This window comes from Burkholderia sp. 4NA327C6, from assembly GCF_005502655.1.
GTDB lineage: Bacteria > Pseudomonadota > Gammaproteobacteria > Burkholderiales > Burkholderiaceae > Burkholderia > Burkholderia contaminans.
Map to the genome: position 1 here is coordinate 322,924 of NZ_SCNZ01000003.1, position 25,194 is coordinate 348,117.

The following is a 25,194-nucleotide window of genomic DNA, read 5'->3' on the forward strand; positions in this document are numbered from 1 at the left end:
TGACGCGGCGTCAGCGATCCTGCGCCGCGAACGCCTGGGCGCGTACCGGCCAGTCATCCGGCACGACGAAGCCGCGCGCCGTTTCGCGCCACGTGCCGTCACTGCCCTTTTCATGGATACCGATCAGCGCGGGAGCCTCGCGAGCCGTCAACACCGACGGCAGTTCCAGCGTGGCCGCCAGCGTTTCGGGTTCGAATCCGCTATCGGCGGCAACCCATCGCGGCGCTAGCCATGCAAGGCGCGGCAACACGCTCCACGCGACGCCGGCACGCTGGGCGGCCGCCCAGGCCGGCCACTGCGCGTGCGTGATCCAAAAGCCGTGCGGGTGATCCGGAGCGATTTCCTCGGACACCGGCGGCAGCGGCGCGCCGTACGGATAGAACAACCAGCCCTTGATGAACATCTGCGCATCCGACGGCGCGCCGTAGCCGAGCCGCGCAAACCCGTCGCGATCGCCGAGCCGCAGTTGGTGCTCGAGCAACCGGGTGCGCTTGCGGTCGAACCGGTCGACGAGGTTGGGGCCGACGAAATCGGCAAGCGATGCGCCGGCTTGCACCGGCGCGCACAGGTAGCACTTCACCGCGAGCTCCCAGTGCAGGCGCCGCCCATCCGGTGCATCGACGAGAAAATCGACTTCGCCGAGCGTCTTGCCGTTGCTGCGCAGCGGCAGATTGGCCGCGACGAGCCGCAGCGACGGCCCGTGCGTCAGGAAGTACTCGAGCAGGCATTCGGCGTAGCGGCCGAGCCGGGTGGGCCGGAAGCCGTCGAGCGCGCGATGCAGCGGCTCGGGCCGCGCATCGAGTGCAGCGAGCCATGCTTCGACGGCCGACTGTCCCGCCGCATCTGGCCACGGGCGCGCCAGCGGCGCATCCGGCACCGCGGTCAGCAGGCTCGGGCTGGCCAGCAGCCAGCCGAGATCCCGAACCGCGACGTCGTGCAGCGTATCGACGAATGCGAACGCCGCGCCGCTCGTCATTGCCCGGCCGGCCCGTTCGCGTCGCCGCCTTCCGCACGCCGGAACGTGTCGCGCGCGAGGCACAGGTCGGCCCACGCCTTCGACTTGTCCTGCAGGCTGCGCAACAGGTACGCCGGGTGGTAGGTCACGATCACCGGCACGCCTTCGTACGCATGCACGCGGCCGCGCAGCGACGCAATGCTCGCATCCGTCTTCAGCAGCGTCTGCGCGGCGAAGCGGCCGAGCGCGACGATCAGCTTCGGCTTCACGAGCGCGACCTGGCGCTGCAGATACGGCTCGCAGCTCGCGACTTCGTCCGGCTCCGGATTGCGGTTGCCGGGCGGCCGGCACTTGATCACGTTCGCGATGTACACGTTGTCGCCGCGCTGGAGCGACAGCGACTGCAGCATGTTGTCGAGCAGCTTGCCGGCCTGGCCGACGAACGGCTCGCCCTGCTTGTCCTCGTTCTCGCCCGGCGCTTCGCCGATCAGCATCCAGTCCGCTTCGCGGTCGCCGACGCCGAACACGGTGTTGGTCCGCTTCTCGCACAGCCGGCACTGCGTGCAGTCGGCCACGCGCGCGGCCAGCGCATCCCAGTCGAGTGCGGCAACCGGCGGTCCGACCGGCCGCGATTCGGCCATCGGCACGGGATCGCCCGGCGGCGCCGCATCGAACCACGCGAAATCGTCGGGTCCGGCAGGCGGCATGTCGTCCATCGGCGGCATCGTGTCGGGCGATGCGACCGGCGTAGCCGGTGCAGGCGCGCCGCGATCGCCATCGTCGACGCGCCGCGCCGGGGCGACCGGCTCGCGAGTCGGCGAAGCATCGACGCTACTCGCCACTGCCGGCGGCGCCTCGTCCCGCACCGGCGTACGCGCGGCGCGCGCTGGTCGCTCGGTCGCGACGGCCGGTACGGCGGCTTCCACCGTGCCGGTTTGCGCTGCGGCGGGCGCTTCGGTTGCCGCGCCCTCATCCGCGCGTTGCCCGCGCCGCACCCAGATCTGCGCGAGGCCCATTTCCTCGAGCGCCGCTTCAGCCCATGCCATGCGCGTCCCCTTCGTCCTTGTTCAGCGTCAGACGCATCACGATCGCGTCCTCCCGGCTGCGATGCTTCGCCGGGTAATAGTTCTTGCGCCGGCCGATCGTCAAGAAGCCGAAACGCTCGTACAGATGGATCGCGCGCGAATTGGACGGCCGTACCTCGAGCAGCACGCCGTCGAGCCCTTCCGCGCGCGAAATGCGCACGGCCTCGCGCAGCAGCGCCAGGCCGGCACCCGCGCACTGCGCAGCCGGCGCGACGCACAGGTTCAGCAGGTGCATCTCGTCGACCACGGGCATCAGCACGCAATAGCCGATCAACGAGCCCGTCACGTGCCGCAGGCACACGCCCAGATAGCCGTTGCGCAACGAATCCTCGAAATTGCCGCGGCTCCACGGGAATTCGTACGCGACCTGCTCGATCGCGACGACCTCGTCGAGATCGGCATCCGTCATCGGCGCCAGATAGCGGTCGCTCAGCAGTACGCCCGTCATCCCTTCGCTCCGCCCGTCTGCGCGGCCCGTGCCGCGACGCGCTCGGCGGTGGTCTGCGCGACCTTGTCGCGCACGTACTCCGGCGCGGCCTGATCGGCGGGCACCGCGCGGCCGGCGCGGAAAGCACGCACGGCGGCATGGGCAACTGCCAGCGCGTGCGGCATCGCGTCGGCGTCGATCACGGCCGCGCGCGCCGCAGCCGGCAACTGCGCGCCGAACGCGGCAGCCGCATTGCCCGCGAGCGTGAACGGCGCATCGGGCACGCCGACGGCACACGGTGCATCCAGCGAAGCCGGATGCACCGTGTGCCAGTCGCCGGTGCTGTCGTCCCACGCGAAATCCGCCCAGTAGGCTTCGTCCATCCGCGCATCCAGCGCGGCCAGCACGCGGGTCGTGCCGGGTGCGCGCAGCCGCGCGTGCTCGGCGCACGCGAGCAGCGTGCCGATCGGCACGACCGGCAGCCCGCGTCCGAACGCGAGGCCCTGGGTAATGCCCGTCGCGGTGCGCAGGCCCGTGAACGAGCCGGGGCCCGAACCGAACGCGATCGCGTCGCAATCGGCGAGCGTCAGCCCCGATTCGGCGAAAAGCTCCTGGATGGCCGGCAGCACGCGCGTGCTCGACACGGCGCCCGTCAGCTCGTGGCGGACCCAGGTTTGCGGGGTGGAAACGGCGTCATCGGCGTGGGCCGAGCGCAGCAGCGCGACCGAGCAGTATTCGGTCGACGTATCGATGGCGAGGAGCACTGTTTGCGTCATGGGCGACATTGTAATGCGGCGCCCCGCTCCCACGGGCAATCGGGCCCGATCCGTGCGTGTGCGCTGCACCGGGTGTCGGTTTGGAAGGATCGCTCGACCCCGCGCGGCGGTCCGCTTGTTAAGATCGCCCGACCTGAAACCCTTACGGAGACACCCGATGAGCGAACTCACCGCCCAATTCGACCAGGCCCAGATCGACGTCAAGCAACTGACGGAACGTCCGGGCAACCTGACCCTGCTGCGCCTGTACGCCCTCTTCAAGCAGGCGACCGACGGCGACGCTCATGGCGACAAGCCGGGCTTCACCGACATCGTCGGCAAATACAAGTACGACGCCTGGGATGCGCTGAAGGGCACGTCGCAGGATGCGGCGAAGCAGCAGTACATCGAACTCGTCGAATCGCTGAAGAACGGCACGGCTTCCTGACCGAATCGCCCCCTGCCGCAATAGGCAATCAAATCAGTGGCGCAGCGCAGCAAATCTCTTTATAATGCTGCCTGCGTCATCTTCCGCGCTCGGCTTGCAAGCCGTTCCGGCCTGACGCCTCGTAGCGTTAAGCTCCAATCCGGTTTAGAACCTGTCCCCTCCTGCTTCGACCCTTGCGGTCGTCAACTAGGCTGGCGGCCTCGCTCCAGAAGCGCGCCGCACCCAAAACAGCTTCTAATGCCTCATCCGCCGAAGGTTCGGCGGATTGCACCCGTTTCCCGATTTGCTCGCTGAATCCGACGACTTGGGTATGCGCGATTGGCGCCGACGTTTCACCCACTGTGTTTCAAGGATTGTTATGACTTCGAGCATCAACTCCAGCCCGCTCAACGCGATCGCCGACCAGGCGCTCGGTCTCGACGACGCCGCCGCACCGGCCGCGGTCGAACCGGCGTCGGACGAGCCGAGCTTCGCGTCGCTCGGGTTGTCGCCGGAGATCGTCTCCGCGCTGCAGGCCGCCGGCTACGTGAAGCCGACGCCGGTCCAGCAGCGCGCGATTCCGGCCGGCATCGCCGGCCGTGACCTGCTGGTCTCGAGCCCGACCGGTTCGGGCAAGACCGCTGCATTCATGCTGCCCGCGATCGAACGTTTCGCGCAGCTCCAGAAGACGCAGGCGCAGCAACCGCGCGCGCCGCGTGAACCGAACCAGGGCGACCGCCGTGCGCGCCGCCCGCAACCCGTCGCGCGCCCGGGCCTGCTCGTGCTGACGCCGACCCGTGAACTCGCGATGCAGGTCACCACGGCCGCATCGACGTACGGCAAGCACCTGAAGCGCCTGCGCACGGTCAGCATCCTCGGCGGCGTCGCCTACGGCCAGCAGCTGATGCTGCTCGCGAAGAACCCGGAAATCCTGGTCGCCACGCCGGGCCGTCTGCTCGACCACCTCGAGCGCGGCCGTATCGACCTGTCCGAGCTGAAGATGCTCGTGCTCGACGAAGCCGACCGCATGCTCGACATGGGCTTCATCGAAGACATCGAGACGATCGTCGCCGCCACGCCGGAATCGCGCCAGACGATGCTGTTCTCGGCCACGCTCGACGGCAAGATCGGTTCGCTGACGAGCCGCCTGCTGAAGGATCCGGAACGGATCGAGATCCAGCAGCGCCTCGAGTCGCGCGCGAACATCGCGCAGACCGTGCACTACGTCGACGACCGCGACCACAAGGATCGCCTGCTCGATCACCTGCTGCGCGACGACGCGCTCGACCAGGCGATCATCTTCACGGCGACCAAGATCGACGCCGACCAGCTCGCCGGCCGTCTCGCCGACGCTGGCTTCGAATCGGCCGCACTGCACGGCGACCTGCCGCAGGGCGCGCGTAACCGCACGATCCGTGCGCTGCGCGAGCGCCGCGTGCGCGTGCTGGTGGCCACCGACGTCGCGGCACGCGGCATCGACATCCCGGGCATCACACACGTGTTCAACTACGACCTGCCGAAGTTCGCGGAAGACTACGTGCACCGTATCGGCCGTACGGGCCGGGCAGGCCGTTCGGGCACGGCGGTGAGCCTCGTGCACCACGCCGAACAAGGCGCGCTCAAGCGCATCGAGCGTTTCGTGCGCTCGCCGCTGCCGGTCAACGTGATCGAAGGCTTCGAGCCGCGCAAGGCGCCCCCGCGCAACGGCGGCACCGGCGGCCGCGGCCGTCCGGGCGGCGGTAACGGCGGTCGTCGTTTCGGCGGCAAGCCGGGCGGCGGCTACGGCGGCAACGGTAACGGCAACGGCCGCAGCTACGGCGGCGGCAATGGCGGCGGCTGGAGCGGCAAGCCGGGCGGCAGCCGTGACGGCGGCCCGCGTCGCGACGGCCAACGCAGTGGCGGCCCGCGTCGCAGCAACTCCGCGTCGTAAGTACGCAGGGGCGGCCAGCGGCCGCCCCACGGAGGGCAGACCCGCGGATCACCGCACTGCCCATCCTGCCAACCGGCGCATCTGCGCCGGTTTTTTTTCGCCCCGCCCCACATTTCACGATGCGGAAAATTTTTTTGTGTCGTAAAAAATCATGCTGCGTGGCACAACCCGGGCGATTGCGGGATGGAAAACCGCATTTCTTATCCCGAAATTTAAATTTCAAGATATTGATTTAAAACAACTAAAAATTTATACCACTCCCCGAAAAGCCCCTGTCCCGCTTCAGTCGATTTGCCTAGACTCTTATACAAGACCTCACGAACCGGAACGCACGGCTTCGGTTTCGGTAACAGCCTCAACACGGTCAGCGTCAATCCATCAGGCATCGCACCGCATCAAGGAGCTCATCATGTCGCGTCAGCAACAGGCACAGGAACTGCAGCAGCAATGGGAATCCGATCCGCGCTGGAAGGGCATCAAGCGCAGCTACTCGGCTGAGGACGTGGTCCGCCTGCGTGGTTCGATCCCGATCGAGCACACGCTCGCCAAGCGCGGCGCGGAAAAGCTGTGGAGCCTCGTCAACAACGAGCCGTTCGTCAACGCACTCGGCGCACTGACCGGCAACCAGGCGATGCAGCAGGTGAAGGCCGGCCTGAAGGCGATCTACCTGTCCGGCTGGCAAGTGGCCGGCGACGCGAACGTCGCGGGCGAAATGTACCCGGACCAGTCGCTGTACCCGGCAAACTCGGTGCCGCTCGTCGTGAAGCGCATCAACAACACGCTGACGCGCGCCGACCAGATCCAGTGGTCGGAAGGCAAGAACCCGGGCGACGAAGGCTATATCGATTTCTTCGCACCGATCGTCGCCGATGCGGAAGCCGGTTTCGGCGGCGTACTGAACGCATTCGAGCTGATGAAGGCGATGATCGAAGCCGGCGCGTCGGGCGTCCACTTCGAGGACCAGCTCGCTTCGGTGAAGAAGTGCGGCCACATGGGCGGCAAGGTGCTCGTGCCGACGCGTGAGGCTGTCGCGAAGCTGTCGGCGGCGCGTCTCGCGGCCGACGTGATGGGCACGTCGACCGTGCTGGTCGCCCGCACCGACGCGGAAGCGGCCGACCTGATCACGTCCGACGTCGACGACAACGACAAGCCGTTCCTGACGGGCGAGCGCACGGTGGAAGGCTTCTTCCGCACGAAGCCGGGCATCGAGCAGGCGATCTCGCGCGGTCTCGCCTACGCGCCGTACGCCGACCTGGTCTGGTGCGAAACGGGCAAGCCGGATCTCGAGTACGCGAAGAAGTTCGCGGAAGCGATCCACAAGCAGTTCCCGGGCAAGCTGCTGTCGTACAACTGCTCGCCGTCGTTCAACTGGAAGAAAAACCTCGACGACGCGACGATCGCGAAGTTCCAGAAGGAACTCGGCGCGATGGGCTACAAGTTCCAGTTCATCACGCTGGCCGGCTTCCATGCGCTGAACTACTCGATGTTCAACCTCGCACACGGCTATGCCCGCACGCAGATGAGCGCGTTCGTCGAACTGCAGCAGGCCGAGTTCGCGGCAGCGGACAAGGGCTTCACGGCCGTCAAGCACCAGCGCGAAGTCGGCACAGGCTACTTCGACGCGGTGACGCAGACGGTCGAGCGCGAAGCATCGACCACCGCATTGCACGGCTCGACCGAAGACGAGCAGTTCTTCGACGGCAAGAAGGTCGCGTAAGCAGAAAAGCACGACGCGCCACGCGTCATGCCGATGCCGGCCCTCGTCTCGCGACGGCGGGCATCGGCCACCGAACAACAATCAGGGAGGAGACGGCAGGCGCGCGATCCCGATCGCGCGACCGGCCGCGCGGCTTGCGGGCCGCCAGCAACGACGCGCGCCGGCTCCGTCCGGCGCGCCCTTTTCCAGGGCGCCGCCCTATCGATACACGATCACCGGAATTTTCGTATGGGTCAGCACGCGCTGCGTCTCGCTGCCGATCAGCAAGCTGCCGAGCCCGCGGCGTCCGTGCGACGCCATGAAGATCACGTCGCAGCCGCCGCGTTCGGCCGCCTCGATGATGCCGAGATACGGCGACGGATGCACGCTCGTCCAGGTGTCGCAATCGACGCCGGCCGCCTTCGCAGCCGATTCGACCTCGTCGAGATGCGCGCGTGCCTCGCGCTCGCTGCGCGCCCGGAAATCGGCGGGCGGCTCGATGATCACTTCGGAAAACGGCGAGTACGGATACTGCGGCAGGCACGCGTAGGCCGTGACCCGCGCACCGACCGCACGCGCCAGGTCGATCGCGCCGTCGATCGCCTTCTGCGACAGTTCGGAACCGTCGGTTGGAACGAGGATGTGCCTGAACATCGCGCCCTCCTTCGTCAATCGCACTCCGCGCGCCGCGCTTCCGGGCAGTCCGGCTGCGTTGCGTGGGGCATGCCTGTTTCGATTGTAGGACGTGAAAGCACGCGGTCGGGCCGCGCAGCGGGTTCGCCCTCATATCGGAAACGCGCGGGCCCGCGCGGCCTACTCGCCCCAATATCCGGGCCGCTCGTACGTGTGTTTCAGGTAATCGAGAAACAGCCGCACGCGCAACGGCAGATGCCGGCGTTGCGGAAACACCGCGTGAATGCCGATCGGCGGGGCCGCAAATGCGTCGAGCACGCTGACGAGCCGGCCGGCCGCGATGTCGTCGCCGACCTCCCACCACGAGCGCCACGCGAGCCCGTGGCCCTCGAGGCACCACTCGTGCAGCACCGCGCCGTCCGAGCATTCCATCGTGCCGCTCACGCGGATCGACACGACCTTGCCGTCCTCCTGGAACGCCCAGCCGCGTTGCTGGTTCGCGTTTGCCGCGAGCGCGAGGCAGTTGTGCCGCGCCAGATCGGCGAGCGTGGCCGGCGTGCCGCGCCGGGACAGATACGCGGGCGAAGCGACACACACGCGGCGATTCTCGCCGAGCTTCAGCGACACGAGCGACGAGTCGGGCAGCTCGCCGAGCCGCACCGCGCAGTCGAACCCCTCGTTGACGAGGTCGACCATCCGGTCGGACAGGTCGAGCGTGACCGATACATCCGGATGCCCGCCGCTGAATTCGGGCACGAGCGGCGCGACGTGCCGCCGGCCGAAGCCGGCCGGCGCGGAGATGCGCAGGTGACCGCTCGCCTTGACGCCGCCGGCGGACACGCTCGCCTCCGCGTTCTGCATGTCGTTGATCACGCGCTGGCAATCCTCGAGAAACGCCGAACCCTCGAACGTCAGCGTGAGCTTGCGCGTCGTGCGCACCAGCAGCTTGACGCCGAGCCGCTCCTCGAGCGCGTCGAGGCGACGGCCGATGATCGCCGGCGCGACCCCTTCCGCGTGCGCGGCCGCCGACAGGCTGCCCTTCGCCGCGACCGCGGCGAACGTTTCGATCTGCTTGAACCGGTCCATGACTCGCAGGAGCGGCGCGGCCGCCCTTCAAATAGCTTAAACCGCTCAAGATTAGGTATATGAAAGTAAAAGATCAAGTGATGTTTAGCGTCTTTTTTGGCACATACGATCACGAATAGAATTCACCTGACCTCTGAAACTGGAGCGCAAGGCTATGTCGGCCACAACGACACTCTCCTCTCCCGACGCAATCCTCTTCGACGCATTCGGCACGTTGTTCGACGTGCGTGCGGTCCTGGCCGCGGCGGAGCAGATGTTCCCCGGTCACGGGGAACGGTTGTCGCAGCTGTGGCGCCGCAAGCAAATCGAATACTCGCAGTTGCGCACGCTCGCCGATCCGGCCGGCGCCCGCTATCGCCCGTTCCGTGACATCACGCTCGATGCGCTGCGGTTCGCCGCGCGCCGGCTCGGGCTCGCGCTGAACAGCGCGGCCGAGAAGCGGCTGATGGACGAATACGCGTGCTTGTCCACCTATCCCGATACGGTGCCCGCGCTGCGCAAGCTGCGCGCGCTCGACCCGCGCCCGCCGCTCGGAATCCTGTCGAACGGCACGCCGCAGATGCTCGACATCGCGATCAAGAGCGCCGGCATGTCCGGGCTGTTCGATCGCGTGCTGTCGGCCGACACCGTGCGCGCGTACAAGCCGAGCCCGGCCGCCTACGCGCTCGGCACCGACGCGTTCGGACCGAACCGGCGCGGCATCGTGTTCGTGTCGTCGAACGCGTGGGACGTCGCCGGCGCCGTCTGGTTCGGCTACACGACGTTCTGGCTCAACCGCACGGGCGCGCCCGCCGAGGAACTCGGCGCGCCGCCCGACGGCACCGGTACCGGCATGGCCGACCTGCTCGCATTCCTCGCCACCCCGGCTCCGTCCGGCAGACCCGCAAACCGCACGCGCCCCGGCCCGGGTGCATGACGTCCGCAGCGCTGCCGCCTTCCCCCTTCACCGAAACCGCAACTGACCGACCAAGGAGATGAGACTCATGAGCACCCCGATCACGCTGCCGCAAGGCATGGCGATCACCGGCGAAATCAAGCCGGGTTACGAAGCAATCCTGACGCCTGAAGCACTCGCACTCGTCGCAGCGCTGCACCGCACGTTCGAGCCGCGCCGCCAGGCGCTGCTGCAGGCGCGCGTCGAGCGCACGAAACGCCTCGACGCGGGCGAGCGCCCCGACTTCCTGGCCGAGACGAAGGCGATCCGCGAAGGCGACTGGAAGGTCGCGCCGCTGCCGGCCGACCTGCAATGCCGCCGCGTCGAGATCACGGGCCCCGTCGAGCGCAAGATGATCATCAACGCGCTGAACTCGGGCGCCGATTCGTACATGACGGACTTCGAGGATTCGAACGCGCCGAGCTGGACGAACCAGATCGACGGCCAGATCAACCTGAAGGACGCGGTGCGCCGCACGATCTCGCTCGAGCAGAACGGCAAGTCGTACCGGCTGAACGACAAGGTCGCGACACTGATCGTGCGTCCGCGCGGCTGGCACCTCGACGAGAAGCACGTGACGGTCGACGGCCAGCGCGTGTCCGGCGGCATCTTCGATTTCGCGCTGTTCCTGTTCCACAACGCGAAGGAACTGCTCGCGCGCGGCTCGGGCCCGTACTTCTACCTGCCGAAGATGGAAAGCCATCTCGAGGCGCGCCTGTGGAACGACATCTTCGTCGCCGCGCAGGAAGGCGTCGGCGTGCCGCGCGGCACGATCCGCGCGACGGTGCTGATCGAGACGATCCTCGCCGCATTCGAGATGGACGAAATCCTGTACGAACTGCGCGAACACAGCTCGGGCCTGAACGCCGGCCGCTGGGACTACATCTTCTCGGCCATCAAGAAGTTCAAGAACGACCGCGACTTCTGCCTCGCCGAGCGCTCGAAGATCACGATGACGGTGCCGTTCATGCGCGCGTACGCGCTGCTGCTGCTGAAGACCTGCCACAAGCGCAACGCGCCGGCGATCGGTGGGATGAGCGCGCTGATCCCGATCAAGAACGATCCGGAAGCGAACGACAAGGCCATGGGCGGCGTGCGCTCGGACAAGCAGCGCGACGCGACCGACGGCTACGACGGCGGCTGGGTGGCCCACCCGGGCCTCGTGCCGATCGCGATGGAAGAGTTCGTGAAGGTGCTCGGCGACAAGCCGAACCAGATCGCGAAGCAGCGCGACGACGTGCAGGTCGAAGGCAAGAACCTGCTCGACTTCCAGCCGGAAGCGCCGATCACCGAAGCCGGCCTGCGCAACAACATCAACGTCGGCATCCACTACCTCGGCGCATGGCTCGACGGCAACGGCTGCGTGCCGATCCACAACCTGATGGAAGACGCGGCCACGGCCGAAATCTCCCGTTCGCAGGTGTGGCAATGGATCCGCTCGCCGAAGGGCGTGCTCGACGACGGCCGTAAGGTCACCGCCGAACTCGTGCGTGAATTCGCCAAGGCCGAACTCGACAACGTGAAGCGCTCGGTCGGCGGCAACACGCAGCCGTACGAGCGCGCCGCGGCGATCTTCGAGCAGATGTCGACGTCGGAAGGCTTCACCGAATTCCTGACGCTGCCGCTGTACGAGGAAATCTGACGTAGCTGCCCGCGTCGACCGGGGCCGGCCCTGCGTCGGCGCCGGTCGCGTGCGGTGACGGCATCAAAAAAAGCGCCCCGAGGGGCGCTTCTTCTTTTGCGACAGGATCCGCTACCGCGGCTGCCGCACGACCGGTCACACCGCTTCCCGCTCGCGCCGGTGCTGAACCCAGTCGCCCGACGCAATGCGCGGACGCCCGGCAACCGCGTGCGCGGCGACCGGATAGTAAAGGCAGGCGTACTGCCGGCCACCGAGCTCGACGGTCACGTCTTCCGGCTTGAACAGCGAGTCGACGCCCGGATACACGCGCTCGATCTCGTCGAGCACGGGAACGAGCTGGTCGTCGACCTCGTAGACGTCGCCCCAGACCAGCGACTTGCCGGCCGACCCGGCAATCATTCCCGGATACGTACCGAAATCGTACAGTTCGCCCGGCAGCGCGACGGCGCCGAGCAGCGTCGGCGCGGCAATCCCGTGCCTGGCGGCCGCGTGGCCGATGTCGTTGGCCTCCCCGTTTCTCAAGGTGCCGTAGACGAATACGTAGCGCATCGTGGTTCTCCTCTTTGATTCGTATGTTGCCGTGTTCGCAGGCGAGTCGTGGCGAAACCGCCCGCGCATCGATAGACCGCGATACCGGCCGGATGGTTCGAACCCGCAAGCGCACCCGGCCACGGGGCAGTCCGGAAATCGACAGGCCCCACACAAAGTTCATTTGAACGCGGCATGATCGCCCGACAAACCGCCGCATGCACTTTCACGGCGCCTTCTACAATAACGGCATCGCCGCCGCGCTGCCCGAATCGTCCATGAACCCGCCGTTCCAAGCCGACGTACCGAACCCGTACGTCATCGACATTCCGCCCGAATTCGCGCCGACCGCCGTCCATCCGATGCGCGTGCGCGCACGGCAGGTCGATACCGGGCACCGCATCCCGCTGCATACGCACGCGTGGGCGCAGCTCGCGTACGCCTCGCGCGGCGTGCTGCGCGTCGCGACGACCGGCACGACCTGGATGGTGCCGCCATCCCGCGCGATCTGGGTGCCGCCGCGCGTGACGCATGAGGTCGTGATCGTCGAAGAGGCGTATCTGCGCACGCTGTATATCGACGAGTCGATCGTGCCGGACGGGCTCGACGCGTGCCGCGTCGTCGAAGTGACGGGGCTCCTGCGCGAACTGATCGTCGCACTCGACGCGCGCGACCTGAGCGCCACGCGCGAGCGCCTGCTGTGCGGGCTCGTGCTCGACGAGTTGAGTCATGCCGAGCCGCTGCCGCTCGCGGTGCCGATGCCCGACGAAAAAAGGCTGCGCATGCTGTGCGAATCGGTCCTCGCGCACCCGGCCCATGCGGAGTCGCTCGAGCATTGGGCCAGCGAGGTCGGCGCGAGCACGCGCACGATTTCGCGGCTCTTCAAGCAGGAACTGGGGGTGAGCTTTTCGCAGTGGCGCCAGCAGGCGCTGCTCGCGCGGGCCATCCCGCTGCTGAACCAGGGGCGTCCGCTGTCCCATATCGCGCGCGAACTCGGCTACCAGAGCCAGAGCGCGTTTTCGGCGATGTTCCGGCGTGCCTTCGGCGAAAGCCCGCGCGCATTCATGCTGCGCGGCTACGAGCACCGCGGCCCGGAAGGCAGCCACGCGGACGACGAAACCCCGGACGACGACGCGATCGACATTGCTGCCCGCTGAACGCGTCGCTTCAGCGCGTCAGGACTTCAGACCGGCCGCACCATGTGGCGGATCGAGCCGAGTTGCGCGAGCCGCGACCCGGCAACCCGATAGCCCATGCGCAGGTAGAGACGCGCGGCTGGATTGTCGACGAACACGCGCAACTGGAGTTCGTGCAGCCCGCGCGCACGCGCCCAGCGGTGCGACATGTCGAGCATGTAGGTGCCGGCGCCCTGCCCGCGATGGCCGGCCGCGATCTGCACGTCGCGGATGTGCAGCGAGTCGCCCTCCTCGGTCACGCGCAGCACGCCGATGCGCTCGCCGTCGGCCTCGAGGATGAAGTTCTCGGATTCGCGCCAGCTCGCGTAGAACAGGTCGCTGCGCCACACGAGCCCATGGCGCTTGTAGTAGCCGCCCATGTTGCCGTGCGTCAGCGCTTCGGCGAACGGAAAATCGCCAGCCTCCGCGGGCCGGAGCTGATACAGGAGTCGCAGGTCGGTCGGATCGAGCATCGCGCAGGGGTCAAGAACGCATCCCGCAACGATAGCGCAGTCGCGTGCGGATGCAATCGCGGATTTCTCGTAGCGGCTCGACGCCGGGTGACCGGGGGTTATGCGGCCAGCGGGCGCAACCGGAAACGCAAATGAAAAAGCCCGCACGAGGCGGGCTTCTTCATTTTCTGGCGGAGCGGACGGGACTCGCCTACATCCCGCAGGCCGCGGATGCGCGTGCACGCGCATCCCTTCGAGTCCCGCCGGAAGCTGCGCAGGCAGCTTCCTCCACTCCGCAGTCACGCGCCCGCCAGCGGGCGCAACCTGAAACGCAAATGAAAAAGCCCGCACAAGGCGGGCTTCTTCATTTTTTGGCGGAGCGGACGGGACTCGAACCCGCGACCCCCGGCGTGACAGGCCGGTATTCTAACCGACTGAACTACCGCTCCAGTCTTGCTACTTGCCTGGCAGGCGTCGGTTGCTTCCTGCCGGCGCATCGTTTGTTCGAACGACGCCGAAATCTGGCGTCCCCTAGGGGATTCGAACCCCTGTACTCACCGTGAAAGGGTGATGTCCTAGGCCTCTAGACGAAGGGGACAACGTACTGCTTACATCCTTAATGCAAAAGCCCGTTCAAAAAACGTTCTTTGAACGGGCTTCGTTCTGGCGGAGCGGACGGGGCTCGAACCCGCGACCCCCGGCGTGACAGGCCGGTATTCTAACCAACTGAACTACCGCTCCAGCTTTCTTGCTCACACCTGCAGGACACCGTCACGCGCCTGCATGTGTTGCGACACTTCTACGAAACGCCGCTGAATCTGGCGTCCCCTAGGGGATTCGAACCCCTGTACTCACCGTGAAAGGGTGATGTCCTAGGCCTCTAGACGAAGGGGACAACGTACTGCTTACATCCTTAATACAAAAGCCCGCTCAAAAACGTCTTGAACGGGCTTCGTTCTGGCGGAGCGGACGGGACTCGAACCCGCGACCCCCGGCGTGACAGGCCGGTATTCTAACCGACTGAACTACCGCTCCAGCTTTCTTACCCTCACCTGCAGGACGTCGGTTACGTTCCTGCAAGCGTTGCGACATTTCTACGAAACGCCGCTGAATCTGGCGTCCCCTAGGGGATTCGAACCCCTGTACTCACCGTGAAAGGGTGATGTCCTAGGCCTCTAGACGAAGGGGACAAAATCTTTTCAGATATGTCTGACTCTCGCTATTCACTTTTCAATCAACAGCGAAGGCCGAAATTCTAACTGCTTTGAATCATTTTGTGAAGCATTTATTACTACCAGCGCTTCGCAAATCAACTCAGCTTGTTCTGATGGTGGAGGTAAGCGGGATCGAACCGCTGACCTCTTGCATGCCATGCAAGCGCTCTCCCAGCTGAGCTATACCCCCTTGCAGAACAGAAATGAGATTATATGGACCTACTTTGAACTTGTAAATACCCTTTTTGCGATTCGAGCGAAATTTTTTGCGAAGCTGCCGCGATGTCACGCACGGGCCGCTTCGCTCGCCCTCGAACCTCAGGCCAGCGCCGCCTCGATGCGCGACACCACGACATCGCGGCCGAACAGCACGAGCACCGCATCGATCGACGGCGTATGCGTCGTACCCGCCACCAGCAGACGCACCGGCATCGCCAGTTGCGGCATCTTCAGCTTGTGCGCGCCGAGCGTCGACTTCAGCGCGGCGGACACGGCCTCCTTCGTCCAGTCGGCCGCCTTCAGCGCGGCGACGAGATCGGCCAGCGCCGGACGCACCGCATCGGTCACGTGCTGCGCGAGCGCATCGGCTTCCGGTGCCGGCACACGGTAGAACATCGCGGCGCCTTCCGCGATCTCCTTGACCGTCGTCGCGCGATCCTTCATCAGCCCGACCACCGCTTCGAGCGCAGGACCCGTCGCGATCGCCGCATCGTCGATGCCGAGGGCGGAAAGGAACGGCTTCGCCAGTTCGGCGAGGCGCGCGTTGTCGGCTTCCTTGATGTAATGCGCGTTCAGCCAGCTCAGCTTGCTGTGGTCGTACTGCGCAGGCGACTTGCCGAGATGCTCGAGATCGAACCATTCGACGAACTGCTCGCGCGAGAAGATCTCCGCGTCGCCGTGCGACCAGCCGAGGCGCGCGAGATAGTTGACGACGGCTTCGGGCAGGAAGCCCGCGTCGCGGTACGCCATCACGCTCATCGCGCCATGCCGCTTGCTCATCTTCTCGCCCTGCTCGTTCAGCACGGTCGGCAGGTGCGCATACACGGGCGGCTCGCCGCCGAGCGCATTCAGGATGTTGATCTGGCGCGGCGTGTTGTTCACGTGGTCGTCGCCACGGATCACGTGCGTGATGCCCATGTCCATGTCGTCCACCACCACGCAGAAGTTGTAGATCGGCGTGCCGTCCGGGCGCGCGATCACGAGGTCGTCGAGCTCCTCGTTCGAGATCTCGACACGCCCCTTCACGGCGTCGTCCCACACGACCGTGCCGGTCAACGGATTGCGGAAGCGCAGCACCGGCTTCACGCCGGCCGGCGGCTCCGGCAGCACCTTGCCGGGCTCCGGACGCCACGTACCGTCGTAGCGCGGCTTCAGGCCGGCCTCGCGCTGGCGCTCACGCAGCGCGTCGAGCTCCTCGGCCGACATGTAGCACGGGTACGCGAGGCCCTTCTCGAGCATCTGCGCAAGCACCTCGCGATAGCGGTCCATCCGCTGCATCTGGTAGATCGGGCCTTCGTCGAAATCCAGGCCAAGCCATTGCATCCCCTCGAGGATCGCATCGACCGCTTCCTGCGACGAGCGCTCGACGTCGGTATCCTCGATGCGCAGCACGAACGTGCCCTTCATCTTGCGGGCGAACGCCCACGGATAGAGCGCGGAGCGGATGTTGCCGAGGTGGATGAAGCCGGTGGGACTCGGCGCGAAGCGGGTACGGACAGGACGGGTCATAAACGGTAACTCGAACGCCTGGGGCGCATGAATGATTCGACGCGGGATCGACGGCGGCAACCCGGACAGCAACGGTGCCGGCGACGCCCGGAACGGGAAAGAAGCCGGAATTATACTCGGGCCGGACATCGCGCCAAGCGCGCCGCTTGCTTTATGATGTGCGCGCCGCGGCCGCCAGCCGGCGCGGCGCCGGCCGCACGGAACCCCTGCGCGGCCGCTCGGAACCTATCGCCGCCGCGGGCCGTGACACCCGCCGCCAAGCCGCCGGAGAACCATTCGATGTCGTCCCCTCGCCTGTCGCGCCGCCACTTCACGATCGCCGCCGCATCCGCCAGCCTCGCCGCCTGCACGTCGTTCGGCGACAAATCCCGCCCCGGCGCCGCAGTGCCGCAGGAAAAGCCCGTGAAGATCGGCATCGCGCTCGGCGGCGGCGCCGCGCGCGGCTTCTCGCACATCGGCGTGCTGAAGGCGCTCGAGGCGCGCGGCATCCCGATCGAGATCGTCGCGGGCACGAGCGCGGGCTCGGTGGTCGGCGCGCTCTATGCATCGGGCATGAGCGCCCTTCAGATCAACAAGATCGCGCTCGACATGGACCAGGCTGCGATCAGCGACTGGGCGCTGCCGTTCCGCTCGCGCGGGCTGCTGCAAGGCGTCGCGCTGCAGAACTTCCTGAACAAGACGCTCAACAACCGGCCGATCGAGAAGATGGCGAAGCCGCTCGGCGTCGTCGCGACCGATCTGCAGAACGGCCAGCCGATCCTGTTCCAGCAAGGCAATACGGGGCTCGCGGTGCGCGCATCGTGCAGCGTGCCGTCGGTGTTCGAGCCGGTGAAGATCGGCAACCGCGAGTATGTCGATGGCGGCCTCGTGAGCCCGGTGCCCGCGTCGTATGCGCGCAAGATGGGCGCGAGCTTCGTGATCGCGGTCGACATCTCGTCCCGGCCGGACGGCGCGGCCACCAACAACCCGATCGAGATGCTGCTGCAGACCTTCACGATCATGGGCCAGACGATCAAGACCTACGAGCTCGACAAGTATGCGGACGTCGTGATCCGCCCGAACCTCAACGCGATGGGCGGCAGCGACTTCAACCAGCGCAACGCGGCCATCCTCGCGGGCGAGGAAGCCGTCGCACGCATCATGCCGGAACTGCAGCGCAAGCTCGCGGCGGCACGCGGCGTGGCTGCTGCGTAAGCACGCGAGGCGCGGGCCGCCGGCCCGCCAACGGCGAAACGGTTCCCGGCTCGCCGTTTGCACCGCCCCAAAACAAAAAACCCTGCCGCCTTTCGGTGACAGGGTTTCTTTCGATCCGGCCGGACCGGCCGTCGAACGTCAGTTGTTGCCGTTCGCCGAATCGTCGCCGATCGTCGCGCGCACGCGCTGACGCAGGTCTTCCGGCTTCATCGGGAACTCCGATTCGAGCCGGCGCGCGCCGGTGAAACGCTTTTCCCAGTAGCCGCTATCGAGATCGTCGACGCGGATGGTGCTGCCCGTCGACGGCGAGTGCACGAACTTGTTGTCGCCGATGTAGATGCCGACGTGCGAGAACGTACGGCGCATCGTGTTGAAGAACACGAGGTCGCCCGGCTTGAGGTTGCTCATGCTCACCTTCTCGCCGACGCGGCTCATCTCTTCCGCGCGACGCGGCAGCGACATGCCGAGCGTGTCCTGGAATACGTAGCGCACGAAGCCGCTGCAGTCGAGGCCCGAATCCGGCGAGTTGCCGCCCCAGCGATAACGCACGCCGATCATGTTCAGCGCGCCGACGACCACGTCGCCCGCCTTGCCGGCCATGCCCGCAAGGAACGACTTCGCGCCGCCGCTCGACGACGGCTGGGCGCTGGTCTGCTGGAGGGAGGAATTCGCCGCGTTCTGCGTCGAATTCGTGACATTCTGGTTAAAACTGCTGACTTCGTCGGCGAACGCGCCGGGTGCTGCTGCGAACAGGGCGCCGATGAACAGCCCGGCGACGGTGCGCGCGCATGCCTGGGTCAGGGATCGATGCTGCATTGGTCGATGGAATTTGCTTAAAAATCAGCTGATTGGCGGAAAATTTCGGTCGATACTAGCCAGCGCGTAATCGTTTGTCAAAACAAATTAATAAATACAATCGAGATAGTCAGACCATTGGCCGCCTATCACGCTTTCCAGACCGCTTTCAACAGCTTTTGTGTGTAAGGATGTGACGGTCTGGTGAAGATGTCGGCCACCTCCCCCGACTCGACGACGGCCCCGTCCTGCATCACCGCGACGCGGTGCGCCATCGCCCCGATCACCTCCAGGTCATGGCTGATGAAGACATAGCCGAGGTTGTATTTCTGTTGCAAATTCGCGAGCAGTTTCAGCACCTGCTGCTGGATCGACACGTCGAGCGCGGACGTCGGTTCATCGAGGATCAGGATGCGCGGCTCCAGCACCAGCGCGCGCGCAATCGCGATCCGCTGCCGCTGCCCGCCCGAGAATTCGTGCGGATAACGATGCAGCACCGTGCGGTCAAGGCCGACTTCGCGCAGCACCGCGAGCGACTTCTCGCGCCGCGCGTCGGGTGTCATGTCCGGGCGATGCAGCTCGAGCCCCTCGCCGACGATCCGCTCGATCGTGTGACGCGGCGAAAGCGAACTGAACGGATCCTGAAAGACGACCTGCATGTTCGAGCGCAACGCGGTCTGTTCGCGGCCGCGATAGGTCGACAGCGCGCGCCCCTGGAATTCGATCGTGCCGCCGGCCGTCTTCTGCAGGCCGAGCAGCGCCATCGCGAGCGTCGACTTCCCCGATCCCGATTCGCCGACGATGCCGAGCGTCTCGCCCTGCCGCACCGACACCGACACGTCCGCGACGGCCGTCACCGGCACCGAACCGAACCAGCCCGCGATGCCCGGCCGCTTGCGCGCGAACTGCACGCTCACGTGCTGCGCGTCGAGCACGACGGGCGCGATCGGCATCACCGGGGTGACCGCGCGTTGCGGCCGGCTGTTCAGGAGCCGCTGCGTGTACGGGTGCTCGGGTTCCGCGAAGATTCGCTCGACGGGCCCGCTCTCGACGAGCCGGCCGTGCTCCATCACCGCGACGCGATCCGCGAAGTGCCGCACGAGATTCAGGTCGTGCGTGATCAGCAGGATCGCCATCCCGCGCTTTTCCGCTTCCTCGCGCTGCAGTTCCAGCAGCAGATCGACGATCTGCGCGCGGATCGTCACGTCGAGCGCAGTGGTCGGCTCGTCGGCCAGCAACAGGCGCGGCCGGCAGGCGAGCGCCATCGCGATCATCGCGCGCTGGCGCTGGCCGCCCGACAACTGGTGCGGATAGCTGTCGACGCGCTTCTCCGGCTCGGCGATGCCCGTGCGTGCAAGCAATGCGATCGCGCGCTTGCGCGCCTCGACCGCCGAGACGCCGTCGTGCAGCACGATCGTCTCGCCGATCTGCACGCCGATCGTATACAGCGGGTTGAGCGCGGTCATCGGCTCCTGGAAGATCATCGCGATGTCCGAGCCGCGCAGCCCGCGCATCTCGCGCTCGCTCTTGGCCATCAGGTCCTGCCCCGCGAAGCGGATCGTGCCGCTCACGTCGGCGTCCCGCAGCAGCCGCAGGATCGACAGCGCGGTCACGCTCTTGCCCGACCCCGACTCGCCGACCAGCGCGACGCGCTCGCCGCGGCCGATCGCGAGCGTCACGTCGTCCACCGCGACCGTGTCGCCGAAGCGCACATGCAGATGCTCGAGCGCCAGCAGCGGCTCGCGCTGCGTCGATACGACCGGTTCGCTCATCGCTGGCCTCCCGCCGCGCGCACCGAATCGGCGATCCGCGTGTCGAGTGCATTGCGCAGCGCATCGCCCATGAAGGTCAGCAGCAGCAGCGTCGCAACCAGCACGCCGAAGGTCGACAGCGAGATCCACCAGGCGTCGAGGTTGCCCTTGCCCTGCGCGAGCAGCTCGCCGAGGCTCGGGGTCGGCGGCGGCACGCCGAGCCCGAGGAAATCGAGGCTCGTGAGCGCGAGGATCGAGCCGCTCATCCGGAACGGCAGGAACGTGATCACCGGCGTGAGACTGTTCGGCAGCACGTGGCGCCAGATGATCTGCCAGTTCGTGAGGCCCATCGCGCGCGCCGCGCGCACGTAGTCCTGCGTGCGGTTGCGCAGGAATTCCGCGCGCACGTAGTCGGCGAGCCCGATCCAGCCGAACAGCGACAGCAGCACGATCAGCAGCAGGAAGCTCGGCTCGAAGATCGACGCGAAGATGATCAGCAGGTACAGCTCCGGCAGCGAGCTCCAGATCTCGATCAGCCGCTGCCCGACGATGTCGATGCGCCCGCCGAAGAAGCCCTGCACGGCGCCCGCGGCGATGCCGAGCAGCGTGCCGATCACGGTCAGGATCAGCCCGAACTCGACCGACACGCGGAACCCGTACACGAGCCGCGCGAGCAGGTCGCGCCCCTGCGCGTCGGTGCCGAGCCAGTTCGCGCGCGACGGCGGCGCGGGATTCGGCACGTTCGAGAAGTAGTTCAGCGTGTCGTAGTAGTAGCGGTTCGGCGGGTAGACGACGAAGTTGCCGGGCGCCTCGAGCCGCTTTCGCACGTATGGATCAAGATAGTCGGCCGGCGTCGGGAAATCGCCGCCGAAGGTCGTCTCCGGATACGCGTGGAACAGCGGGAAATAGTACTGGCCGTCGTAACGCACGACGAGCGGCTTGTCGTTCGACCACAGCGGCGCCGCGACGCTCACGGCGAACGCCACGAAAAAGATCACGAAGCTCCAGTAGCCGAGGCGCTGCTGCCGGAAGCGCTGCCATACGCGGCGCGCGGGCGACGGCGACACGCGGGCGCGCGCCGCGTCGATGCGGGAAGACACGACGGCCCGGTTCATCGCGCACCTCGCCCGGTGGCGCCGGGCATGCAGACGGACGGTTTCATGTCAGCGCTCCAGGGTGTCGAATTGAATGCGCGGATCGACCCACACATAGCAGAGATCGGAGATCAGCTTGGTCGCGAGCCCGATCAGCGTGAACAGGTACAGCGTGCCGAGCACGACCGGATAGTCGCGCCGCACGACCGATTCGTACGACAGCAGCCCGAGGCCGTCGAGCGAGAACAACGTCTCGATCAGCAGGCTGCCGGTGAAGAACGCGCCGATGAACGCGGCCGGAAAGCCGACGATCAGCGGCAGCATCGCATTGCGGAACACGTGCTTCCACAGCACGTTGCGCTCGGAGAGCCCCTTCGCGCGCGCGGTCAGCACGTATTGCCGGCGGATCTGGTCGAGGAACGCGTTCTTCGTGAGCATCGTGACGACCGCGAAGCTGCCGACGACCGATGCGGTGATCGGCAGTGCGATGTGCCACAGGTAGTCGAGCACCTTGCCGACGAGCGACAGCTGCGCGAAGTTGTCCGACGTGAGGCCGCGCAGCGGAAAGAGCTGCCAGAACGAGCCGCCGCCGAACAGCACGAGCAGTAGCACGCCGAGCACGAAGCCCGGAATCGCATAGCCGACGAGCACGACGAGGCTCGTCGCGACGTCGAACGGCGAGCCGTTGCGCACGGCCTTCGCGATGCCGAGCGGCACCGAGATCAGGTACGTGAGGAAGAACGTCCACAGCCCGATGCTGATCGACACGGGCATCTTCTGCACGACCAGCGACCACACGCTCTGGTGGCGGAAATAACTGTCGCCGAGATCGAAGCGCGCGAAGCGCTTGAGCATCAGCCAGTAGCGTTCGAGCGGCGGCTTGTCGAAACCGTACAGCGCCTTGAGCTGCGCGAGCTGCTGCGCGTCGACGCCGGTGTGCGCACGCATCCCGAACGGCACGGCGCCCTGCTCCGTCGCGCCCTTGCGCAATTCCTGCACGGCTTGTTCGACCGGGCCGCCCGGCACGAACTGGATCACCGCGAACGTGAGGGTCAGCACGCCGATGAGCGTCGGGATCATCAGCAGCAGGCGTTTGAGGATGTAGCTCCACATAGGGCGTCGACTCGCGATCGGTAGGCGGGATTGGACGTTGGGGCGGCGTGGTTCAGTGATCGGGCTTTGCCCACCAGGTCGACACGACCCAGCCCTCGGCCGAATAGTACAGCGGCAGCGTCTGCGGATAGGCGAGCGTGCGCTTGTACGCGACCCGGTGCGTCGTGCTGTACCACTGCGGGACCGCGTAGTAGCCGTGCATCAGCACGCGGTCGAGCGCGTGCGTCGCGTCGAGCAGGTCTTCGCGTGTCTGTGCGGTGCCGAGCGCGTGCAGCAGCGCATCGACGGCCGGCGACTTCAGCCCGATGAAGTTGTCGGAGCCCGGCTCGTCGGCGAACTTGCTCGCGTAGCGCGAGTATTGCTCGGCACCGGGCACCTGCACGCCCGGCAGGCGGATCGTCGTCATGTCGTAGTCGAACGCATCGAGGCGCTTTTGCAGGAGCGCGTAATCGGCCGTGCGAAAACGTGCGTCGATGCCGAGCTTCGCCAGATTGCGCTGGTACGCCGCCACGATCCCTTCCATCGACGCGCCGGAGTCGTCGAGGATCTCGAACGTGAACGGCTCGCCCTTCGCGTTGCGCAACGCGCCGTCTCGATAGGTCCAGCCGGCCTGCGCGAGCAGCGCGCGCGCCTTCAGCAGGTTCGCGCGCAGCGAACCCGGCGGATTCGTGTTCGGCTGCATGACCACCGGGCCGAACACGGCCGGGTCGAGCTGCGCGCGCAGCGGCTCCAGCAGCTTCAGCTCGCCGGGGCCGGGCGTGCCGGTCGCCTGCAGGTCGGTGTCGGCGAAGTAGCTGTTCATACGCGTGTAGGCGCTGTAGAACAGCTGGCGGTTCAGCCATTCGAAGTCGAACGCGAGGTCGAGCGCCTGGCGCACGCGCACGTCGTGGAACAGCGGCCGGCGCAGGTTCATGAAGAAGCCCTGCATGCCGGCGCCGTTATGCTGGCGGAATTCGCGCTTGACGAGCTCGCCGCTGTCGAAGCGCTTGCCGACGTCGCGCCGCGTCCAGTTGCGCGCGATGTACTCGACGAGCACGTCGTATTCGCCGGCCTTGAACGCCTCGAGCCGCGCGACGCCGTCGCCATACAGCTTGTAGACGATCCGCTCGAAGTTGTTGGTGCCCACCCGCACCGGCAGGTCGGCGCCCCAGTACGCCGGGTTGCGCCGGTAAGTGATCGTCCGGCCGTTGTCGTAATGGTCGATCAGGTACGGGCCGCTGCCGATCGGCTGCTCGAACGCGAGCTGGTCGAACGGGATGCGCGAGCCGTCCGCGCGCAATCCCCACTTGCGCGAAAACACCGGCACGCCGCCGGCGATCAGCGGCAGTTCGCGGTTCGCGCTGCGGAACTCGAAGCGCACGGTGGCCGGATCGACGACCACGGCCTTCGCGATCTCCGCGAAATACGCGCCGAACTGCGGCGCGGCCTGCTTGCTCTTCAGCGTGTCGAACGAGAACTTGACGTCGTCGGCGGTGACGCGGTCGCCGTTCGAGAAGCGCGCGCGCGGATTCAGGTGGAACGTGACCGAGCGGCGGTCCGGCGCGACGTCGATGTCGTCGGCGAGCAGCCCGTACGCGGACGCCGGCTCGTCGGAGCTGCCGGTCGCGAGGCTCTCGAACAGCATGTCGATGCCCGGCGCGGGGTTGCCGCGCATCGTGAACGGGTTGAACTTGTCGAACGACGTCAGCCGGTTCGGGTTCGCGAGCACCAGCGTGCCGCCCTTCGGCGCGTCGGGGTTGACGTAGTCGAAATGCTTGAAGCCCGGCGGATACTTCGGCTCGCCGTACTGCGCAATGGCGTAGGCCGCGTGCGCAGCGCTCGCGGCCAGCACCGCTTGCAGCACGAACACCGCGGCCGCGCGGCCGGCAGTTCGTACCGCACGGCGGACGCGCGCGGCGGCGGCCCGGGGCGAACCCTTCGTCATAGAGGCCCTGTCGGTCGAATGAGGGGAGTAACGAGGGACGATTCTACCCATTCAGGCCGGCGAGCCAAAAGAAAACCGCCACGCGGGCGGTTTCTTCACGAGCGGATCGGAGGCGCGCATCAGGCGGGCGCGCCCTGCCGATCAGCGCCAGCCGTTGTGGCGGCCGTTGTCCCAGTGGCCACGATCGCCACGATCGCCCCAGCCGCGGCCGTGATGGCGGTACCACTCGTCGCGGCCCCAGTAGCGACGGCCGTCCCAGTAGCGGTCGCCGTGCCAGCCGATCACGATGGCCGGCCCCGGAGCGTAGACAGGTGCCGGCGCATAGACCGGCGCAGGCTGATAGACGACCGGCGGCGGAGGCGGCGGCGCATACACGGGTGCGGGCGCGACGTAGACCGGCGCCGGAACGCCGAGATTGATCCCGACATTGACTCCCGCCATTGCTGCGCCCGACACGAGCAAGGCCGTCATACCGGTCATGAGCGAGGCAACACGCAAGGTCTTCATGGATTCCTCTTCTGGTTGTTTCATGTGTGATTCGACTATAACGGCAAGCGCCGTCTCCGCATATTTCCACTTTGTAAGAACTGATGCGCGGCATCGCAACGGAAAGCCTGCGCTAACGTCTTGTAACAATCGACGCCCGCCCCGCCCCC

The 25,194-nt window shown here is 66.7% G+C and carries 22 protein-coding genes and 7 tRNA genes; 7 read left to right on the plus strand and 22 right to left on the minus strand.

Going from position 1 to position 25,194, the window contains the following annotated elements:
* Nucleotides 1-10: 10 nt before the first annotated feature.
* From FFS49_RS05085 to tsaB, 4 genes are read right to left on the minus strand one after another with little or no spacing between them, the layout of a single operon-like run.
* Nucleotides 11-976 carry a DUF1853 family protein gene (locus FFS49_RS05085; RefSeq protein ID WP_105818672.1) on the minus strand — a complete coding sequence of 322 codons (966 nt, stop codon included), beginning with the start codon at nt 974-976 and terminating at the stop codon, nt 11-13.
* Nucleotides 973-2,001: a uracil-DNA glycosylase gene (locus FFS49_RS05090; RefSeq protein WP_105818673.1), complete on the minus strand. Its 1,029-nt coding sequence runs from the start codon at nt 1,999-2,001 to the stop codon at nt 973-975. Before FFS49_RS05090 ends, FFS49_RS05085 begins: the two co-directional genes overlap by 4 nt.
* Entirely contained in the window at nt 1,988-2,488 is a 501-nt protein-coding gene (rimI, locus tag FFS49_RS05095; protein WP_039342644.1) for a ribosomal protein S18-alanine N-acetyltransferase, read from the minus strand. The genes FFS49_RS05090 and rimI overlap by 14 nt, the downstream gene beginning before the upstream one ends.
* Nucleotides 2,485-3,252 carry a tRNA (adenosine(37)-N6)-threonylcarbamoyltransferase complex dimerization subunit type 1 TsaB gene (gene tsaB / locus FFS49_RS05100; RefSeq protein WP_071334689.1) on the minus strand — a complete coding sequence of 256 codons (768 nt, stop codon included), beginning with the start codon at nt 3,250-3,252 and terminating at the stop codon, nt 2,485-2,487. The genes rimI and tsaB overlap by 4 nt, the downstream gene beginning before the upstream one ends.
* A gap of 148 nt (nt 3,253-3,400) precedes the next feature.
* On the opposite strand from tsaB, the gene FFS49_RS05105 reads away from it, so the two are divergent.
* From FFS49_RS05105 to aceA, 3 genes are all read left to right on the plus strand, one after another.
* Nucleotides 3,401-3,670 carry an acyl-CoA-binding protein gene (locus FFS49_RS05105; RefSeq protein ID WP_011352486.1) on the plus strand — a complete coding sequence of 90 codons (270 nt, stop codon included), beginning with the start codon at nt 3,401-3,403 and terminating at the stop codon, nt 3,668-3,670.
* 358 nt (nt 3,671-4,028) lie between these two features.
* Nucleotides 4,029-5,579 (plus strand): DEAD/DEAH box helicase, encoded by a 1,551-nt coding sequence (locus FFS49_RS05110; protein WP_071334690.1) that lies wholly within the window; start codon nt 4,029-4,031, stop codon nt 5,577-5,579.
* A gap of 409 nt (nt 5,580-5,988) precedes the next feature.
* On the plus strand, nt 5,989-7,296 hold the full coding sequence (gene aceA / locus FFS49_RS05115) for an isocitrate lyase (protein WP_105818674.1): 1,308 nt from the start codon (nt 5,989-5,991) through the stop codon (nt 7,294-7,296).
* A gap of 198 nt (nt 7,297-7,494) precedes the next feature.
* Here aceA and FFS49_RS05120 read toward each other — a convergent pair whose 3' ends face one another.
* Together FFS49_RS05120 and FFS49_RS05125 are read right to left on the minus strand one after the other, a co-directional pair.
* A complete protein-coding gene (locus tag FFS49_RS05120; protein WP_031399397.1) occupies nt 7,495-7,929 on the minus strand; it encodes a universal stress protein in 435 nt (144 codons plus the stop codon).
* Between the two features lie 159 nt (nt 7,930-8,088).
* On the minus strand, nt 8,089-8,994 hold the full coding sequence (locus FFS49_RS05125; protein WP_105818675.1) for a LysR family transcriptional regulator: 906 nt from the start codon (nt 8,992-8,994) through the stop codon (nt 8,089-8,091).
* A gap of 154 nt (nt 8,995-9,148) precedes the next feature.
* On the opposite strand from FFS49_RS05125, the gene FFS49_RS05130 reads away from it, so the two are divergent.
* Complete coding sequence (locus FFS49_RS05130; protein ID WP_039342629.1) at nt 9,149-9,910, plus strand: haloacid dehalogenase type II; 762 nt, start codon at nt 9,149-9,151, stop codon at nt 9,908-9,910.
* A 67-nt stretch (nt 9,911-9,977) separates the two neighbouring features.
* Nucleotides 9,978-11,570 (plus strand): malate synthase A, encoded by a 1,593-nt coding sequence (gene aceB, locus FFS49_RS05135; RefSeq protein ID WP_039342626.1) that lies wholly within the window; start codon nt 9,978-9,980, stop codon nt 11,568-11,570.
* A gap of 135 nt (nt 11,571-11,705) precedes the next feature.
* Here the strand turns inward: aceB and FFS49_RS05140 are convergent, their stop codons facing one another.
* Entirely contained in the window at nt 11,706-12,119 is a 414-nt protein-coding gene (locus tag FFS49_RS05140) for a gamma-glutamylcyclotransferase family protein (RefSeq protein WP_105818676.1), read from the minus strand.
* Nucleotides 12,120-12,376: 257 nt separating this feature from the next.
* Here FFS49_RS05140 and FFS49_RS05145 point away from each other — a divergent pair, with 257 nt between their 5' ends.
* Nucleotides 12,377-13,255, plus strand: coding sequence for a helix-turn-helix transcriptional regulator (locus FFS49_RS05145; RefSeq protein ID WP_105818689.1), 879 nt, complete (start codon nt 12,377-12,379; stop codon nt 13,253-13,255).
* A 26-nt stretch (nt 13,256-13,281) separates the two neighbouring features.
* On the opposite strand, the gene FFS49_RS05150 is transcribed toward FFS49_RS05145, so the two are convergent.
* From FFS49_RS05150 to gltX, 9 genes are all read right to left on the minus strand, one after another.
* Nucleotides 13,282-13,746: a GNAT family N-acetyltransferase gene (locus tag FFS49_RS05150; protein ID WP_021159069.1), complete on the minus strand. Its 465-nt coding sequence runs from the start codon at nt 13,744-13,746 to the stop codon at nt 13,282-13,284.
* Nucleotides 13,747-14,097: 351 nt separating this feature from the next.
* Nucleotides 14,098-14,174 (minus strand) — tRNA-Asp (locus tag FFS49_RS05155).
* 73 nt (nt 14,175-14,247) lie between these two features.
* A tRNA-Glu gene (locus tag FFS49_RS05160) sits at nt 14,248-14,323 on the minus strand.
* Nucleotides 14,324-14,389: 66 nt separating this feature from the next.
* Nucleotides 14,390-14,466, minus strand: a tRNA-Asp gene (locus FFS49_RS05165).
* Between the two features lie 78 nt (nt 14,467-14,544).
* Nucleotides 14,545-14,620: transfer RNA gene (locus FFS49_RS05170), tRNA-Glu, on the minus strand.
* Nucleotides 14,621-14,683: 63 nt separating this feature from the next.
* A tRNA-Asp gene (locus FFS49_RS05175) sits at nt 14,684-14,760 on the minus strand.
* Nucleotides 14,761-14,839: 79 nt separating this feature from the next.
* Nucleotides 14,840-14,915 (minus strand) — tRNA-Glu (locus FFS49_RS05180).
* 138 nt (nt 14,916-15,053) lie between these two features.
* A tRNA-Ala gene (locus tag FFS49_RS05185) sits at nt 15,054-15,129 on the minus strand.
* A 128-nt stretch (nt 15,130-15,257) separates the two neighbouring features.
* Nucleotides 15,258-16,667: a glutamate--tRNA ligase gene (gene gltX, locus FFS49_RS05190; protein WP_071334694.1), complete on the minus strand. Its 1,410-nt coding sequence runs from the start codon at nt 16,665-16,667 to the stop codon at nt 15,258-15,260.
* A 279-nt stretch (nt 16,668-16,946) separates the two neighbouring features.
* Between gltX and FFS49_RS05195 the strand changes: the two genes are divergently transcribed.
* Nucleotides 16,947-17,861: a patatin-like phospholipase family protein gene (locus FFS49_RS05195; RefSeq protein WP_039342612.1), complete on the plus strand. Its 915-nt coding sequence runs from the start codon at nt 16,947-16,949 to the stop codon at nt 17,859-17,861.
* A 138-nt stretch (nt 17,862-17,999) separates the two neighbouring features.
* Here the strand turns inward: FFS49_RS05195 and FFS49_RS05200 are convergent, their stop codons facing one another.
* The 6 genes from FFS49_RS05200 to FFS49_RS05225 form a co-directional block, all read right to left on the minus strand.
* Complete coding sequence (locus tag FFS49_RS05200; RefSeq protein ID WP_105816886.1) at nt 18,000-18,677, minus strand: C40 family peptidase; 678 nt, start codon at nt 18,675-18,677, stop codon at nt 18,000-18,002.
* A 128-nt stretch (nt 18,678-18,805) separates the two neighbouring features.
* Nucleotides 18,806-20,428 carry a dipeptide ABC transporter ATP-binding protein gene (locus tag FFS49_RS05205; protein ID WP_039342605.1) on the minus strand — a complete coding sequence of 541 codons (1,623 nt, stop codon included), beginning with the start codon at nt 20,426-20,428 and terminating at the stop codon, nt 18,806-18,808.
* Nucleotides 20,425-21,522, minus strand: a complete 1,098-nt coding sequence (locus tag FFS49_RS05210; protein WP_046546014.1) for an ABC transporter permease — start codon at nt 21,520-21,522, stop codon at nt 20,425-20,427. Before FFS49_RS05210 ends, FFS49_RS05205 begins: the two co-directional genes overlap by 4 nt.
* A 48-nt stretch (nt 21,523-21,570) precedes the next feature.
* Nucleotides 21,571-22,614, minus strand: a complete 1,044-nt coding sequence (locus FFS49_RS05215; protein ID WP_071334696.1) for an ABC transporter permease subunit — start codon at nt 22,612-22,614, stop codon at nt 21,571-21,573.
* A gap of 52 nt (nt 22,615-22,666) precedes the next feature.
* Complete coding sequence (locus tag FFS49_RS05220; RefSeq protein ID WP_105816887.1) at nt 22,667-24,538, minus strand: extracellular solute-binding protein; 1,872 nt, start codon at nt 24,536-24,538, stop codon at nt 22,667-22,669.
* 141 nt (nt 24,539-24,679) lie between these two features.
* The gene (locus tag FFS49_RS05225) at nt 24,680-25,045 is read right to left on the minus strand and encodes a hypothetical protein (protein ID WP_039342592.1); all 366 of its coding nucleotides are present in this window, start codon (nt 25,043-25,045) and stop codon (nt 24,680-24,682) included.
* Between the last annotated feature and the right edge of the window lie 149 nt (nt 25,046-25,194).